Origin of the sequence: Nocardia implantans, assembly GCF_035544775.1 — a bacterium.
GTDB classification, from domain to species: Bacteria; Actinomycetota; Actinomycetes; order Mycobacteriales; family Mycobacteriaceae; genus Nocardia; species Nocardia implantans.
Genome location: NZ_JAYKYQ010000002.1, coordinates 21,418 through 36,946, shown reverse-complemented (window position 1 = coordinate 36,946; position 15,529 = coordinate 21,418). Strand labels below are relative to the sequence as shown.

Below are 15,529 nucleotides of genomic sequence, written 5' to 3'. Positions count from 1 at the left end.
ACGTCTACGAGTAATCGGCCGCAAGCAGATCAGGCTGGCACCGTCTCCTGTGCGCGCGTCTGGTCTTCCAGCAACTTGGTGGCGATGTTCGCCAGCGCCTGATCCAGCAGCGCGCGATCGGCGGGATCGGCCTCGTTCCAGTCGTCGAGCCTGGTGTCGAGCCAGCGCCGCCAGGCCGCCTTGATCCGATCCAGCTCGGCCGCTCCGGCGTCGGTGAGCCGCAGTCGCTGTCCCTCCCGCGTCAGATAACCTTCCGCGCCGACCTGGTCGTAGATCGGCTCGATCACCTCCTCGGGCACGCGGTGCGCCCGCGCGATCCCGGTCAGCGTGGCGTCGCCGCGCACGCGATCGCGCAGATACACCTGCCCGAGCGCCCATGCCTCGCCGCGCGTGAGGTCGCTGTCGGCGTCGGCGAGGATGCGCGGGCCGATCGGATCCTGCGCTCCCGCCCTGCGCATGGTCCCCGCGATCGCCCGTTCCAGTTGCACCAGCCGATCGGGTGAGTCGGGCACCGAGAACCCCTCCCCCACATCCCCCGCGCCCGCCCGCGCGCTGTCGCGCAGCGGCACCTCGGGCAGGAACCACGCGACCACGAATCCGGCCAGTGCGATCGGCACGACCCAGAAGAACACGTGGTCGATGGAGTCCGCGTACGCGTCGATGATCGGCGCCGACTGTTCGGCGGGCAGGGCGCGCAACGCTTGCGGATCCGCGGCGACCGCGGGCGGCACCACGCCGACCCGGGCCAGGGCGGCGGCGAGGTCGGGGCCGATCTCGTTGCTGTAGAGGGTGCCGAAGATGGCCGTGCCGAAGGCGCTGCCCAGCGTGCGGAAGAACGTGACGCCGGAGGTCGCGGTACCGAGCTGGGCGTAGGGCACGGTGTTCTGCACGACGATGGTGAGCACCTGCATCGCCAGTCCGATGCCGAGGCCGAGGATCAGCATGTACAGCGACTCCAGCCACGTGCCGGTGTCGCGGCCCATCGTCGACATCAGATACAGGCCGAGCGACATGACCAGCGTGCCCGCGATCGGGAAATACCGATAGCGCCCGGATTTGCCGACCACCTGCCCGGACAGGATCGAGGTGGCGAACAGGCCCGCCACCAGCGGCAGCGTGCGTACACCCGACATGGTGGCCGAAACGCCGTCGACGTATTGCAGATACGCGGGCAGGTAGGTCATCGAGCCGAGCATCGCGAAGCCGACGATGAAGCTGAGAATCGAGCACACCGTGAACACCTGGCTGCGGAACAAGCCCATCGGCAGCATCGGCTCGGTGGCCCGCAACTCCACCGCGACGAACGTGGCGAGCAGGAACACCGCCGCGGCGAACAGGCCGATGATCGTCGGCGAATTCCACGCGTATTGCTGACCGCCCCATTCCAGGCCGAGGATCAAGCAGGAGACGCCCAGCGCCACCAGGCCGATGCCGAGGTAGTCGATCACCGGTTTGGCCGCGGCGCGCACCCGCGGGAGGGTGCGCGCCGCCAGCGCGATCATCACCACCGCGACCGGCACGTTGACGTAGAAGCACCAGCGCCAGCTGGCATGGTCGGTGAACAGGCCGCCCAGCGTCGGGCCGATCACCGTGGTCACGCCGAATACCGCGCCAAGCGCGCCCTGATACTTGCCCCGCTGCCGCAGCGGAATGATGTCGGCGATCAGCGCCATCGACGTGACCATCAACCCGCCCGCGCCGAAGCCCTGGATCCCACGGGCGAGGACCAGCAACAACATGCCGTTGGCCAGCCCGGCGACCATCGAGCCGACGATGAAGATCACGGCACTGATCTGGAACACCAGCTTGCGGCCGAACAGATCGCCGAGCTTCCCCGCCAGCGCCGTCGCCACCGCCTCGGCGAGCAGGTAGGAGGTGACCACCCACGCCATATGCCCCGCGCCGCCGAGGTCGGCGACGATGGTGGGCAGCGCGGTGGACACGATGGTCTGGTCCAGTGCCGCCATGAGCATGCCGAGCACGATGGTGCCGAACACGATGTTGGTCTTGGCCCTGCCCATCGGAGCGACAGGGTCCGGGGCGACAGCAACCGAACCGGCCATCAGCTCAGTATGGGCTTTCGCCGCTCGGATGAATATCCAGCGACACGGCAGCGAATCAGCCGGCCGTACTCTCCCGCGCTTCGTCGCGCGGTTCGATGAGCGACATCGCGATGGGGACGAGCAGATCGACGAGCTCGGCCACCGTCGGACGCGGATCGGCCAGCACCCACTCGTGCGCGAGGCCGTTGATCGCGCCGATCAAGGCGCTCGCCCCCCACCCGGGCGCGCCGCGTATCCGCGAACCTGGCGCTACCACGGGCACTACGTGGGATTCCAGCACGGCCGCCCACCCGTGCCTGCGCTCGCGCCGGTGCCGCTCCATCCGCTCGCTCACGCCGACCACTTCGATGAAGGCGACCTTCGCGCGATAGGGATCCGAGCCGATCGATTCCAGGTAGGCGGTCACCACGGCGGTCATCGCGGCGCGCAGGTCGAACCGCGGGTCGAGCGCGTCCATCCGCGCGACCACGGCGGCGGCGGCCTCGTCCTGGATCCGGTCGTACGCGGCGACCAGCACGTCCTCCCTGGCTTGGAACTCCTCGTAGAACTGCCGTTTGGACAAACCCGCGGCGGCGCACACGTCGGCCAGCGAACAGTCGGCATAGCCGCGCTCGGCGAAGATCCGGGTGGCCGCCTCGAGGAACCGCTGCCGCCGCTCGGCTTTCCGTTCCACGACGGCACGCCCACCGTATTGCCTGCCCACTGTCGCCGTCACATCTCTCACCGTAGCGAAATCACGGCGACCACGAACCGGTCCCGTCGCCTTGACGGTCGCCGCTGCCTACTTGTGATCGGCGGTCATGACGCCGCATACTCGGGCCAGTCTGAAACCGATGGGGCTCACAAATGTGGCTCACCGAACGAAGAGGTTCTCGCGTGGTCATTTCCCGCAAGCACGCACCGAAGCTGCTCGCGGCGCTCGCCGCGGTCGCGGTGGGGCTGCCGTCGCTCCCCGGCTCCGCCGCCGCCGAGCCCCAGCCGGACGCTCCGGTGGTCCAGCCCGCGCTGCCGTTCCCGATTCCGCCGCTGCCGCCCGGCTTCGACCCGGCGTTCTACCGCCCGCCCGCGCAGACCTACGCCGATCTGGCTCCCGGCCAGATCATCGCCGCGCGCCAGGTCAATCTGGCCAACCTCTCGCTGCTTCCGGTGAACGTGGACGCCTGGCAGCTGTCCTACCGCTCCACCAACTCCCGCGGCGAGGCCATCGCCGCCGTGGCAACGGTGATCAAGCCGCGCGGCTACGTCGCCGACCGGCCGCTGTTCTCCTACCAGATCGCCGAGGACTCGACCGGCAACTACTGCATGCCGTCGTATCAGCTCCAGATGGGTTCCATCCCGGCGACCTTGACCGGCTCGACCCTGGTGGCCGCGCAGTTCCTCGAGGTGCAGGCCGCGCTGGCCCAGGGCTGGGCCGCGGTGATCCCGGATCACCAGGGGCCCGATTCGGCGTACGCCGCGGGACCTTTGGCGGGTCGCATCACGCTCGACGGCATTCGCGCCGCGGAGAACTTCGCGCCGATGCAACTGTCCGGGACCGGGACCAGGGTCGGGATGATGGGCTACTCCGGCGGCGCGATCGCCACCGGCTGGGCCGCCGAACTGAAGCGCGCCTACGCACCCGAACTGAATGTGGTCGGCGCCGCGGAGGGCGGCATCCCCGCCGACCTGTCCGCCGCGTTGCGAATGGCCAACGGCAATCTCTCCGCCGGGCTGATCTTCGCGGGCGCGCTCGGCGTCTCGCGCGAATATCCGCAACTGCGTCGATTCCTCGACGAGAACGCCAACGGCCTGGGCAGGCTCATGATCGCGGGCAAGGAGCAGCTCTGCGCGAGCTACCAGGCCGCGCTGTTCCCGTTCGCGGACAACCTGGGGATGCTGGCGAAGAATCCGTTCACCGATCCCGCCGTCGTGGACGTTCTGAACAAGACGAAGCTGGGCCAGGCGGTGCCGGACATGCCGATGCTGATGTACCAGGCCAACGCCGACTGGCTCATTCCGGTGGGTCCGGTCAACGAGCTGGTCGGCACCTACGCCAAGGACCCCGGCGCACGGGTCGAGTACATCCGCGACCACTTCAGCGAGCACCTCACCCTCGATCCGATCGCCGCGCCGCGCGCGCTGCTGTGGTTGAAGGATCGGTTCGCGGGCGTGCCGGTGGCCGACGGCGTCACCGTCACCGATGTCGGCTCGATGACGCTGGACCCCGCCACCTGGCAGGTCTGGGGCGAGACGGTGGGCGACGTCCTCGCGGCCGCCTTCGGGCAACCTATCGGCAGCGGCCGCTGAACACCGGCCGGCAGCTCGTGTCGCGGTCGTCCTCCACGACACGAGCTTCCGCGTCTGAGACGATCGTTGGCGATATTCTTCCCCGTAAACTTACTCCAGAGTAAGGTTGACGCATGGCGTGGAAACCAGCTGAGATCCCGGACCAGACGGGACGCACCTTTGTCATCACCGGCGCGAACGGCGGCCTCGGCGCCGTCACCACGAAAGTCCTGGCCGCCAAGGGCGCGACGGTGATCATGGCCTGTCGCAACGCGGTCAAGGCGAAAGAGGTCGCGGCGGGCATCGACGGCGATGTCCGCGTGGCGGAACTCGACCTGGCCGATCTGTCCTCGGTGCGCAAGTTCGCCGACGACAGCGACCGGTTCGACGTCCTGGTCAACAACGCGGGCCTGATGAACATCCCGTTCTCGCGGACCAAGGACGGCTTCGAGACCCAATGGGGAGTCAACCACCTCGGACACTTCGCGCTCACCGGCCTGCTGCTGGACCGGATCACCGATCGGGTGGTCACCCTCTCCAGCATCGCGCACAAGCAGACGCCGAAGCTCTGGATCGATGACCTCGACTACGAGAAGCGCCGGTATCAGCGCAATCTCGCCTACGCGCAGTCCAAGCTGTGCAATCTGATGTTCGCCCGCGAACTGCAGCGCAGGTTGCGCGAATCCGGCTCGTCCAAGCGCTCCTACGCGGTGCATCCCGGTGTCTCGGCCACCGACCTCTTCGCGCACACCGAGACCCCGCTCGATCACATCTCCAAGCCGTTCATCCGCCTGATCGGCCACTCCCCCGCCAAGGCGGCGCACTCGACTTTGTTCGCCGCCACCATGCCCGACGCCGACCCCGAGACCTACTGGGGCCCGACCCGCCTTTTCGGCAGCCAGGGCCCGGTGAAACCCTCGTCCTCCACCCGCCTGTCGCAGAACCGGGACCTGTGGCAGCGGTTGTGGGCCGAATCGGAGCGCAAGACCGGCGTCATCTACCCCGTCTGAACCGGCGACAACGGAGCAGTCAACCCGCAACCGCTCCACCGCCGACCCGGTCCGGACGTATCAAGCCACGGCCAGTGAAACCGGGACCGCTCCGCGCACGCGATGGGGGAACGATCTACCAGCTGTCGACGCGTCGGGTCCGACCGAGCCGCGCGCCCGCCCTTCGGCTCCGGTCGGACCGGCCACGTCGACAGTGCGCTCGCCGCCGCGATGACCGTGGTCACAGCGGGCGACGGACGGCGTACCTCGTTCTACGGCCCGCGTAGTAGAACGGGTACCGTAGAAGCCGTGTCCGCCTCACCCCGCCGCTCGGCACACAACCGCCCGGCCCTCATCGCGCTGGTGATCATCGCCGCGCTGGGCTGCCTGGGGCTGGCCTGGTGGCAATGGGAGCGGTACGAGTCCGCGACCGGCACCGCACAGAATCTCGGCTACGCGTTGCAGTGGCCCCTGTTCGCGGGATTCGCCGTCTTCGCCTACTTCCGGTTCGTACGGCTCGAGCGCGAGGCAAGCGAACCCGAGGAGAAGAACGAATCCGCCGCGGCCCCGCGGCCCGCTTCCGCCGCCAGCCGCACCCCGAAACCGATCGCGCCGACCGAACTGCCGCCGGGCCTGCTGCCCGAGCGGCCGAAAGCCGTCCGGGACGAGGATCCCGTGCTCGCCGAGTACAACCGGTACCTCGCCGCGCTGCACGCCAACGACATCGATGAACAGGTCCGCGCGGCGGGCCTGCACACCCGCGAGAGGAGCGCCGGTTGACCACCAGCGAGAATTCCACCGAGACCACCGCACCGGCCCCGGCCGGAAACGCGGCCAAGATCGGCCCGGCGCTGCTGCGCTACCGGGCGCTGGCCTGGATCACCGGCCTCTGGCTGCTGCTGCTCACCGGTGAGATGATCGCCAAATACGGCTTCGACGTGGCGACCCCCAGCTGGATCGCCGTGGTGCACGGCTGGGTGTACTTCGTCTACCTGCTGGTCACCGCCGATCTCGCGGTCAAGGTCCGCTGGCCGGTCCTGCGCACCGTCGGCACCTTGCTCGCCGGCACCATCCCGCTGCTGTCGTTCTTCGTCGAGCACGTCAACGCCAAGCAGGTCAAGCAGACCTACGGCGTCTGAGGCCGCGTCAGCCTTCGGCGAGCGCCGCGAGCGCGGGCGTCAACCGGGCCAGCGCCCGTCCCCGATGCGACACCGCGTCCTTCTGGGCCGGTGTCAGCTGGGCCGCGGTGAGGTCGCCGCCCTCCGGGATGAACAGCGGGTCGTAACCGAAACCACCGTCGCCCACCGGCTTCCGCCCGATCGAACCGGGCCATTCACCGCGCACCACGGTCTCCGCGCCGCCCGGCACCACCAGCGCGCAGGTGGACACGAATCGCCCGCCGCGCCGCTCGTCCGGCACGTCGGACAGCTGGGCCAGCAGCAGCGCGTTGTTGGCCGCGTCGTCGCCGTGCCTGCCCGACCAGCGCGCCGACAGCACCCCCGGCATGCCGTTCAGCGCGTCCACCTCGATGCCGGAATCGTCGGCGACACAGGCCAACCCCGTGGCCGCCGCGCCGTCGCGGGCCTTGGCCAGCGCGTTCTCCTCGAACGTCGCGCCGGTCTCGGGCGCCTCGTCGTACGGCGGAACATCGTTCAATCCGACGAGCTCGATCCCGGCGATGCCAGCCTCATCGAGGATGCGGCGCAATTCGTTCAGTTTCTTGGCGTTGCGGCTTGCCACCAGCAGACGGCGGGTCATCACTTCTTCTTCGGCTCGGCGGGTTCGGGAAGCACGCCGGGGTACGGCAGCGCCAGCGCCTCCTTCTGCACGACGAACAACCGCTCACAACTGGCGAGCGCGGCATCGAGCAACTTGTCCAGCGTGGAACGCGGGAAGGTGGCTCCCTCGCCGGTGCCCTGGATCTCCACCAGCGTTCCGGTGTCGGTGGCGACCACGTTCATGTCGACCTCGGCGCGCGAATCCTCCTCGTAAGGCAGATCCACGCGCACCCGGCCGTCGACCACGCCGACGCTCACCGCGGCGATCGCGCAGGAGATCGGCTGCGGGTCGGCCAGCGCGCCCGCCGCGCCGAGATAGGTCACCGCGTCCGCCAGCGCCACGTAGGCGCCGGTGATGGCGGCCGTCCTGGTGCCGCCGTCGGCCTGGAGCACATCGCAGTCGATCGCGATGGTGTTCTCGCCGATCGCCGCCAGGTCGATGCAGGCGCGCAGCGAGCGGCCGACCAAGCGGCTGATCTCCTGGGTCCGCCCGCCGATCCGGCCCTTCACCGACTCACGCCCGCTCCGGGTGTGCGTGGCCGCAGGCAGCATCGCGTATTCCGCGGTGAGCCAGCCCAATCCGGAGTCACGCCGCCACGACGGCACCCCCTCGGTGACGCTCGCGGTGCACATCACCCGCGTCTGCCCGAACTCCACCAGCACCGAACCCGCGGGATGCGTGGTGAAACCACGGGTGATCCGGACCTCGCGGAGCTCATCGTCCGCCCTGCCATCGGCTCGTCTCGACACGGCCACAGAATACTGGGTTGGATTGGCCGCGACTTCGTCGCGGCGTGTTCGCGGCTGTGTTTGTATTCCAGCGCCTGCGGCGCTGGGTGTTCGCGGCCCCCTCATGGCTCGTATCCGAGCGACCGCCGCTTGCTCCTTCGTCGCCTACGCGGCGGCCACTCGGACACGAGCCGGGCCACGAACGCGCATGCTCGGTCTCGCTTCGCTCGAAACCTGTAGGGGTGGTGCGCTGGGCACGCTGCGTGACAAGCGCGTGATTCACAGGGCGCCCCTGTCGGCGGGGTGTCGTACGCCACCGCTGCTGCTTCGTCTATCGAACGGCGGTAGCGTCCAGACGAGCCGGGCTTCGGAGGGCGCATGCTGCGTCTCGCTCCGGTCGAGAGCCGTGGTCGAGGCGCGCCGGGCGTGTGGGATCACGGCGGGGACCAGAGGAGTTCGGCGGGTGTCTTCGCAGGCCTCGCTGTGTAAGCCATGGGCGGCACCACGAAGCGGCGGGCCGATTGCGAGTCGGCACCGAGTTGTGGGCAGTCGGATCGAGTCGACTCCCTGAGCTTCGGCAGACGGAATGCCTTACGGATTCTTGGATCGGCGCGTCGTTCGGGCGACCCGGCGTGATGCGACAGTGCGCTTCACACGTTGTGCGAACCCGTTCGATGAGTGCGCGCCGGTCCTGTCGTTACCGGATTCGGTCAGAGATCGAAGGTTTCGCCAGGGGCCACCGCGTGCACGGGGCCGGTGAACTGTTCCTTCGCCTCGGCGATCACGTCTTCGCGGGAGGTCCACGGGGGGATGTGGGTGAGCAGGAGTTCCTTCACGCCTGCCTGGGCGGCGATCTGGCCGGCCTCGGTGCCCGAGAGGTGAATGCCGGGTGGGCGATTCGCCGGGTCGTGGGTCCAGGATGCCTCCGCCATCAGGATGTCGGCACCCTGCGCGAGTTCGTGGACCTGGGGGCACAGCGCGGTGTCGCCGGTATAGACGAAGGTGCGGCCGGCGGCGGTGACGATGCGCAGACCGTAGGACTCCGGCGGGTGGTACATCCGGCGCGCGGTGACGGTGTGGCCCGGCCCGAAGGAGACGGGCTCGCCCTCGACCCAGGCACGCATGTCGATCACATCCGACCAGTCGTCGCATTCGCCGCCGACCTCGGCGGAGGCATTGCCGATGCGCAGCGAGGTGTCCGACGGGCCGCGCACGATCGCCTTCCCTTCCGGGGGCGTCGGGTGGTAGCGGCGCCACACCAGCAAACCGGGCAGGTCGAGGCAGTGGTCGGCGTGCAGATGGGTCAGGAAGATGTCGACCTCACCGGGATCGGCGTGGCGCTGCAACGCGCCCAGCACACCCGGACCGAAATCGATGACCGTTGGCCGCATGTCCGGGCCGGTCAGCAGGTAACCCGACGCGGGAGAGTCCGGGCCGGACACACTGCCCGAGCACCCGAGGACGGTAAGGCGCATCCCCCCATGCTGCCACGCGGAATTCTCACTCAAGAAAGGATCCCCCACATTTCCGGCGGGCCGCCCGCTCACCGCGGCGACGCACCGGTTCCGGCTCGGTCCCCGCGGCGGTTTCGTCGTGCATCCGAAGAGAGTACCCAGCCGGCCAGCAATCCACTCAACGCGCCGAATAGGTGCCCCTGCCAAGAGATTCCGGGCTGACCGGGCAGCACACCCCACAGCAGCGACCCGTAGAGGGCGAGCACGACGAGGCCGAGCACGATCTGCCCGACGTTGCGGGCGAACCAGCCCCGCGAGATGAGGAAGGTCAACCAGCCGAACACCAGCGACGACGCCCCGATGTGCGTGCTGCCCGTCGCGCCGGTGAGCCAGACCCCGAGCCCGGCACCCAGCCAGATGATCGCGGTCGCGGCGAGCCCGCGTCCGATGCCGGTCACCAGGACCAGGAAACCGAGCACCAGCACCGGGAGCGTGTTGCCGATCAGATGCGGCCAGCCGCCGTGCAGCAACGGGGCGAACAGGATGCCGGTCAGCCCGTCGGCGCGGCGCGGTTCGATGCCCGCGTGGTCGAGCTGTCCGCCGACGGCGGTGTCCACCCCTTCGACGCCGTAGAGCACTCCCACGAATCCGGCGATCAGCACACCGGCCCGCAGCCACAGTTGCTTGATCGCGGCGAAGCCTCCGGCGGCGGGCCGCATGGGAGCACCAGCGGGCTTGCCCACTCGCGCACGAAGCGCCGCCAGCCGATCAGGGTCGAACGACGGCCCCAGTCCCGCGCCGGTCATGGCCACCTCCTCGCCGTGGCGGGGGGCGTGGCCCCGCCCCCACCGAGGGTACCGGCGCGGCCGGGGAATCAGGCCCAGAGCTGGCCGTCGAGCCGCTCTTCCGCCTCTTCGAGCGTGCCGTCGTAGGCCCCGGTGGACAGGTACTTCCATCCGCCGTCGGCCACCACGAACGCGATGTCGGCGCGCGTGCCCGCCTTCACCGCCTTGCGGGCGACGCCGAGCGCGGCGTGCAGGATGGCGCCGGTGGAGATCCCGGCGAAGATGCCCTCTTCGAGCACCAGTTCGCGAGTGCGTTTCACCGCGTCGTAAGGGCCGACCGAGAAGCGGGTGGTCAGCACGCTCTCGTCGTACAGCTCGGGGATGAACCCTTCGTCGATGTTGCGCAGGCCGTAGACCAGTTCGCCGTAACGCGGCTCGGCGGCCACGATCTCGATGCCGGGCACCTTCTCCCGCAGGAAGCGGCCGGTCCCCATCAGCGTGCCCGTGGTGCCGAGGCCCGCGACGAAATGGGTGATCTCGGGCAGGTCGGACAGGATCTCCGGGCCGGTGGTCTCGTAGTGCGCCGACGCGTTCGCCGGATTGCCGTATTGGTAGAGCATCACCCAGTCGGGATGCTCCGCCGCGATCTGCTTGGCCAGCGCGACGGCCTGATTGGAGCCGCCCGCCGCCGGGGAGTCGATGATCCGCGCCCCGAACATGGTGAGCAGCTGCCGCCGCTCCACGGAGGTGTTCTCCGGCATCACGCAGACCAGCTGGTAGCCCTTGAGCTTCGCCGCCATGGCCAGCGAGATGCCCGTGTTGCCGCTGGTGGGCTCCAGGATCGTGCAACCGGGCCGCAGCAACCCGTCGGCCTCGGCCTGCTCGATCATCCGCAGGGCGGGCCGATCCTTGATCGAGCCGGTGGGGTTGCGATCCTCCAGCTTGGCCCACAGTCGCACGTGGTCGTCACCGTCCCAGCGCGGGGACAGGGTGCGCAGCCCGACCAGCGGGGTGTTACCGAGGGTCGCGATCAGCGATTCGTAACGCGCCACGGGACGGGTCAGCCTCCGGCCACGGCGGGCAGGATCGTCACGCTGGCATCCTGCGGCACTTCGGCGTCCAGCCCGCCGGCGAAGCGCACGTCCTCGTCGTCGACGTAGATGTTGACGTAGCGGTTGAGCTTGCCGTCCTTCAGCAGGCGCTCGGCGAGCCCGGGGTGGTTGGCCTCGAGGTCGTCGATCAGCGCCGACAGCGTGGCGCCCTCGGCCTGCACGCGCTTCTCACCTTTGGTGAGGCCGCGCATGATGGTCGGAATGGAGACGGTTACCGGCATGGGTACTCCTCGGTTTCGCGAACAGGCATCGGTCTAGTTCTCGTACGCGTCGACGATCCGCACCGGCTCCTCGGTGACCTCGCCGTCCACGATCCGGTAGCTGCGCAGCTCGTGCTGCTCGGGATCGCGGGTGGAGATCAGCACGTAGTGCGCGAACGGCTCGGAGGCGTAGGACACGTCGGTCCGGCTCGGATAGGCCTCGGTGGCGGTGTGCGAGTGGTAGATGACGACCGGCGCCTCGTCGGCGTCGTCCATCGCGCGCCACACCTTCAACTGCTCGCCGGAGTCGAAGCGGTAGAACGTGGGCGAACGCTCGGCGTTGACCATGGCGATGAAGCGCTCCGGACGATCCGAGCCCTCCGGCCCCGCGATGACACCGCAGGCCTCGTCGGGGTGATCGGCGCGCGCGTGCGCCACCATCGCCTCCACGAGGTCGGCCCTGATCACCAGCACGAGTCGCACACCTTTCCACAACGCCGACCCATCGCAGTCGACAACGAGCCAGGATATTCGGCTATTCCCGCGGCCGGCTCGCCCGGTCCCCGATTCCGGCCCACCAGGTACCCGCCATCCGGAGGTCTGCGCCGGGCTCCCCCCGACCACGTCTTTCGAGCGAAGCGATGCCGAGCGGGCGCTGGAAATCAAACGCCGAACAGGTCTCGGTAGGCCGGGATGCCCGCCACCGTGTGCGCCGAGCGGATCGCGTCGACGATGGCGCGTTCGACACAGACGGCGGCGGCCGTGCAGATCTGGTCGAGAACAAGCAGATCGGAGGGAAAGGCGGGCGGCAGTGGCAGACCTGCGTCCTCCTCCGCCGTCCCGGTGGCGAGCGCGAAGAGCGTGTCCCCGTCCAGCGGCGAGTGCGCGGGGCGGATCGCCCTGGCCAACCCGTCGTGCGCGGTGACCGCGACCCGCCTGCATCCCGCCGGATCGAGCGGGGCGTCGGTGGCGACGACGCCGATCGTGGTGTTGAGCACGGTGCCCTTCACCGGCAGCGCGTTCGCCGCCGCCAGCTGCTCTTCGGTCGCCTCCCGCAGCCCGAAGAAGCCGGGCCCGTCGGTGCCGCACCCCCACGGCAACCCGGTGCGCGGATCGAACACCGAGCCGACGGGGTTCGCCACGACAAGCGCGGCGACGGTGATCCCCGCGGCGGCGCCGTCACCGAGCACGATGCTCGCCGTGCCCACCCCGCCTTTGATCGAACCGGCACGCGCGCCGACGCCCGCACCGACCGAACCGCGCGCGAAGTCGACGCCCGCCGCGGCCGCGGCGCGATAGCCGAACTCGGCGGTCGGGCGGATGTCCCACGCGCCGACCGGAAGATCGAAGATCACCGCGCCGGGCACGATCGGCACCACCCGGCTCGGGTCCGCCGGGTCCATCACGATGCCCGCGCCGTTGTCCTCCAGCCATCGCATCACCCCGTCGGCCGCGGCGAGCCCGAAGGCGCTGCCGCCGGTGAGCAGGACCGCGTCGATCCGGCGCACGGTGTTCATCGGATCGAGCAGGTCGGTCTCCCGAGTGCCAGGTCCTCCGCCGCGCACGTCTACCGCCGCCACCGCGCCGCCCGGCACGCGCACCACCGTGCATCCGGTCGCCGCGCCGGAGCCGAGCGTGGCGTCCGGATCGAGGACGTGATGATGACCGACCAGCACTCCGGGCACGTCGGTGATCGAATTGCGTTCACCCGGTTCGGCGTTCACTCTGTGCTCCTCACGGCGCGGACTCTTCGCGCCGATCTTCGCAGCGCGGCCGGTCAGGGCGCCAGCGCCTGGAGCAGCGAGTCCTGCATCCAGGTCAGCCAGTGGTACACGTCCAGGTGCGGAGCGCGCGGATCGTCGGGGTCGAGCTGGTCGGGCGTGTCGGCGTCGATGTTCAGCACCGTGCCAAGGGCCAGCCGCACGTCGGTGAGCGCGGTCAACCAGGCGTCGGCCTGCTCGGGGGTGAGGACGATCTTTCCGCCCGCGCTCGGCACGGTGTCGAGCACGACCGAGCCCGCCGCCAGCTTGGCGTCGATGATGTCGGGCTCGTGCAGTCCGCGCAGCGCGCTGTTGAGGTCGGCGCGTTCGGCGTCCGGCGAGCCGGGTTCGCTGCGGTGGAAGTCCGGCAGCAGCCTGCGCAGCCGCGGATCCTCCGGCGGGACGGTGTTGCCGGATCGCAATCCGGTGAGGGCGGCCAAGTCGTCGTCGGGGGCGGACTCGGCGCGCTCGGTGAGCAGCCCGGAGACCGCACCGACCAGGGACCGAAGCACGTTGGCCTCACGTGCGTCCATTTCGGATCGCAGTTTGAGACCGCTCAGCGAGTTCTTCCTGCTCCACTTGCGCACGGCGTCAGGGTAGTCGTGCTGGTCAGTCGTCCCGCTGCATGGTGGCCCAGAGTCCCGCGGCGTGCAGTCGCTGGACGTCGTGTTCCATCTTGTCGCGCGAACCGGACGAGACCACCGCCTTGCCCTCGTTGTGGACCTTCAGCATCAGCTCGGTCGCCTTCGCTTTGCTGTAGCCGAAAAGCTTCTGGAAGATGTAGGTGACGTAGTGCATCAGGTTGACCGGATCGTCCCAGACCACGGTCACCCACGGACGGTCCTCCGCCTCCAGGATCTCGGTGTACTCCACCGCTTCGGGTGTCGCCTGTGCCGCCGACAATGTCGCGTTCGCGGCGTCCACAACGACGTCACCCCGGACTGTGTTGCACAAGGCCATAGGGTCAAGGGTACGACTCGACCCCGGATAAACAACACCCACGCAGCCCCGATTCGCGTTTTCGCCGGTTCACCGGGCCGATGCCGGACGCCGTGAGCCGACCGTTCTGTCTACAGTGACAGCGTGGACCTGCGTGACGGCGTGACCAGCACCGCGCTGCTGACCGACCAGTACGAACTGACCATGCTCGCCGCGGCGCTCGCCGACGGCTCGGCGCATCGGCAGTGCACCTTCGAGGTGTTCGCTAGACGTTTGCCAAATGGTCGGCGCTACGGCGTCGTCGGGGGCACCGGCCGGCTGCTCGACGCGCTGCGGCAGTTCCGGTTCGGCGAGGAGGAACTGGCCGTCGCCGCCTCGTTCTCGGATCGGCGGACGCTGGACTGGCTGCGTGACTACCGGTTCACCGGCGACATCGACGGCTACCCCGAAGGCGAGCTGTACTTTCCCGGCTCCCCGATCCTCTCGGTGCGCGGCAGCTTCGCCGAATGCGTCGTGCTGGAGACGCTGGTGCTGTCGATTCTCAATCACGACAGCGCCATCGCGGCCGCCGCGGCGCGGATGGTCAGCGCGGCCGGTGGCCGCAGGATGATCGAGATGGGGTCGCGGCGCACCCACGAGTTCGCGGCCGCGGACTGCGCGCGCGCCGCGTATCTGGCCGGTTTCGACGCCACCTCGAACCTGGAGGCGGTGCGCCGGTACGGGATTCCGGGGGCGGGCACAAGCGCGCACGCGTTCGTGCTGCTGCACAGCGGTCCCGACGGGGCGCACGAAGCCGAAGCGTTCCGCAGTCAGGTGCAGACGCTCGGGGTCGGAACGACGCTGCTGGTGGACACCTTCGACATCACAAGGGGCGTCGCGACCGCCATCGAGGTCGCGGGCACGGAGCTGGGCGGCGTGCGGATCGACTCCGGTGATCTGGGCGTCCTGGCCAGGCAGGTGCGCGACCAGCTCGACGCGCTCGGGGCGACCAAGACCCGCATCGTGGTCTCCGGCGATCTGGACGAGTACGCCATCGCCGCGCTGCGCGCCGAGCCGGTCGACGTGTACGGCGTGGGGACGGCGCTGGTCACCGGCTCCGGCGCGCCGACCGCCGGGATGGTCTACAAGCTGGTCGAAGTCGATGGGGTGCCGGTCGCCAAACGCAGCAGTCACAAGCAGTCGCGTGGCGGTACGAAGAAGGCGATCCGCTTGGCCCGCGACACCGGCACGATCGTCGAGGAGATCGTCTATCCCGCGGCCGGGCCGACGCCGCCCCGCGACGGCTTCCAAGCCCGTGAGCTGCTGGTGCCGCTGATCCGGGAGGGCAAGCAGGTCGATGACCTGCCCACCCTCGCCGAGAGCCGCGACCTGGTCGCGCGCGGGCTGATCAGCCTGCCGTGGGAGGGGCTCAAACTCTCGGCGGGCGAACCCGCCGTGGTGACCACTTTCGTCTGA

At 69.4% G+C, this 15,529-nt stretch carries 17 protein-coding genes; 5 read left to right on the top strand and 12 right to left on the bottom strand.

Annotation, left to right across the window (positions count from 1 at the left end):
• Positions 1–29: 29 nt before the first annotated feature.
• Positions 30–2,063, bottom strand: a complete 2,034-nt coding sequence (locus tag U3653_RS04380; RefSeq protein WP_323123951.1) for an MDR family MFS transporter — start codon at positions 2,061–2,063, stop codon at positions 30–32.
• A 55-nt stretch (positions 2,064–2,118) separates the two neighbouring features.
• Positions 2,119–2,778 carry a TetR/AcrR family transcriptional regulator gene (locus U3653_RS04375; protein WP_195077346.1) on the bottom strand — a complete coding sequence of 220 codons (660 nt, stop codon included), beginning with the start codon at positions 2,776–2,778 and terminating at the stop codon, positions 2,119–2,121.
• 161 nt (positions 2,779–2,939) lie between these two features.
• Between U3653_RS04375 and U3653_RS04370 the strand changes: the two genes are divergently transcribed.
• The 4 genes from U3653_RS04370 (at position 2,940) to U3653_RS04355 (ending at position 6,456) form a co-directional block, all read left to right on the top strand.
• Positions 2,940–4,349 (top strand): lipase family protein, encoded by a 1,410-nt coding sequence (locus U3653_RS04370; RefSeq protein WP_397069781.1) that lies wholly within the window; start codon positions 2,940–2,942, stop codon positions 4,347–4,349.
• Positions 4,350–4,462: 113 nt separating this feature from the next.
• Positions 4,463–5,338, top strand: coding sequence for an oxidoreductase (locus tag U3653_RS04365; protein WP_195077344.1), 876 nt, complete (start codon positions 4,463–4,465; stop codon positions 5,336–5,338).
• Positions 5,339–5,626: 288 nt separating this feature from the next.
• A complete protein-coding gene (locus U3653_RS04360) occupies positions 5,627–6,097 on the top strand; it encodes a transcriptional regulator (protein WP_195077343.1) in 471 nt (156 codons plus the stop codon).
• The gene (locus U3653_RS04355; protein WP_067803046.1) at positions 6,094–6,456 is read left to right on the top strand and encodes a DUF3817 domain-containing protein; all 363 of its coding nucleotides are present in this window, start codon (positions 6,094–6,096) and stop codon (positions 6,454–6,456) included. The genes U3653_RS04360 and U3653_RS04355 overlap by 4 nt, the downstream gene beginning before the upstream one ends.
• A gap of 7 nt (positions 6,457–6,463) precedes the next feature.
• Here the strand turns inward: U3653_RS04355 and rdgB are convergent, their stop codons facing one another.
• The 10 genes from rdgB to clpS form a co-directional block, all read right to left on the bottom strand.
• Complete coding sequence (gene rdgB / locus U3653_RS04350) at positions 6,464–7,075, bottom strand: RdgB/HAM1 family non-canonical purine NTP pyrophosphatase (RefSeq protein WP_195077342.1); 612 nt, start codon at positions 7,073–7,075, stop codon at positions 6,464–6,466.
• The gene (rph, locus tag U3653_RS04345; RefSeq protein WP_195077341.1) at positions 7,075–7,845 is read right to left on the bottom strand and encodes a ribonuclease PH; all 771 of its coding nucleotides are present in this window, start codon (positions 7,843–7,845) and stop codon (positions 7,075–7,077) included. Before rph ends, rdgB begins: the two co-directional genes overlap by 1 nt.
• A gap of 689 nt (positions 7,846–8,534) precedes the next feature.
• Entirely contained in the window at positions 8,535–9,299 is a 765-nt protein-coding gene (locus U3653_RS04340; protein WP_195077340.1) for a cyclic nucleotide-degrading phosphodiesterase, read from the bottom strand.
• A gap of 68 nt (positions 9,300–9,367) precedes the next feature.
• Positions 9,368–10,084, bottom strand: a complete 717-nt coding sequence (locus tag U3653_RS04335) for a rhomboid family intramembrane serine protease (protein WP_195077339.1) — start codon at positions 10,082–10,084, stop codon at positions 9,368–9,370.
• Between the two features lie 68 nt (positions 10,085–10,152).
• Positions 10,153–11,115: a cysteine synthase gene (locus tag U3653_RS04330; protein WP_195077338.1), complete on the bottom strand. Its 963-nt coding sequence runs from the start codon at positions 11,113–11,115 to the stop codon at positions 10,153–10,155.
• An 8-nt stretch (positions 11,116–11,123) separates the two neighbouring features.
• Positions 11,124–11,396, bottom strand: coding sequence for a MoaD/ThiS family protein (locus U3653_RS04325; protein WP_195077337.1), 273 nt, complete (start codon positions 11,394–11,396; stop codon positions 11,124–11,126).
• 33 nt (positions 11,397–11,429) lie between these two features.
• Complete coding sequence (locus tag U3653_RS04320) at positions 11,430–11,849, bottom strand: M67 family metallopeptidase (protein ID WP_067803148.1); 420 nt, start codon at positions 11,847–11,849, stop codon at positions 11,430–11,432.
• Positions 11,850–12,037: 188 nt separating this feature from the next.
• A complete protein-coding gene (locus U3653_RS04315; protein ID WP_195077336.1) occupies positions 12,038–13,099 on the bottom strand; it encodes a P1 family peptidase in 1,062 nt (353 codons plus the stop codon).
• 53 nt (positions 13,100–13,152) lie between these two features.
• Entirely contained in the window at positions 13,153–13,722 is a 570-nt protein-coding gene (aosR, locus tag U3653_RS04310) for an oxidative stress transcriptional regulator AosR (protein WP_195077335.1), read from the bottom strand.
• 22 nt (positions 13,723–13,744) lie between these two features.
• The gene (gene clpS, locus U3653_RS04305) at positions 13,745–14,095 is read right to left on the bottom strand and encodes an ATP-dependent Clp protease adapter ClpS (RefSeq protein WP_039796380.1); all 351 of its coding nucleotides are present in this window, start codon (positions 14,093–14,095) and stop codon (positions 13,745–13,747) included.
• Between the two features lie 123 nt (positions 14,096–14,218).
• Between clpS and U3653_RS04300 the strand changes: the two genes are divergently transcribed.
• Complete coding sequence (locus tag U3653_RS04300) at positions 14,219–15,529, top strand: nicotinate phosphoribosyltransferase (protein ID WP_195077334.1); 1,311 nt, start codon at positions 14,219–14,221, stop codon at positions 15,527–15,529.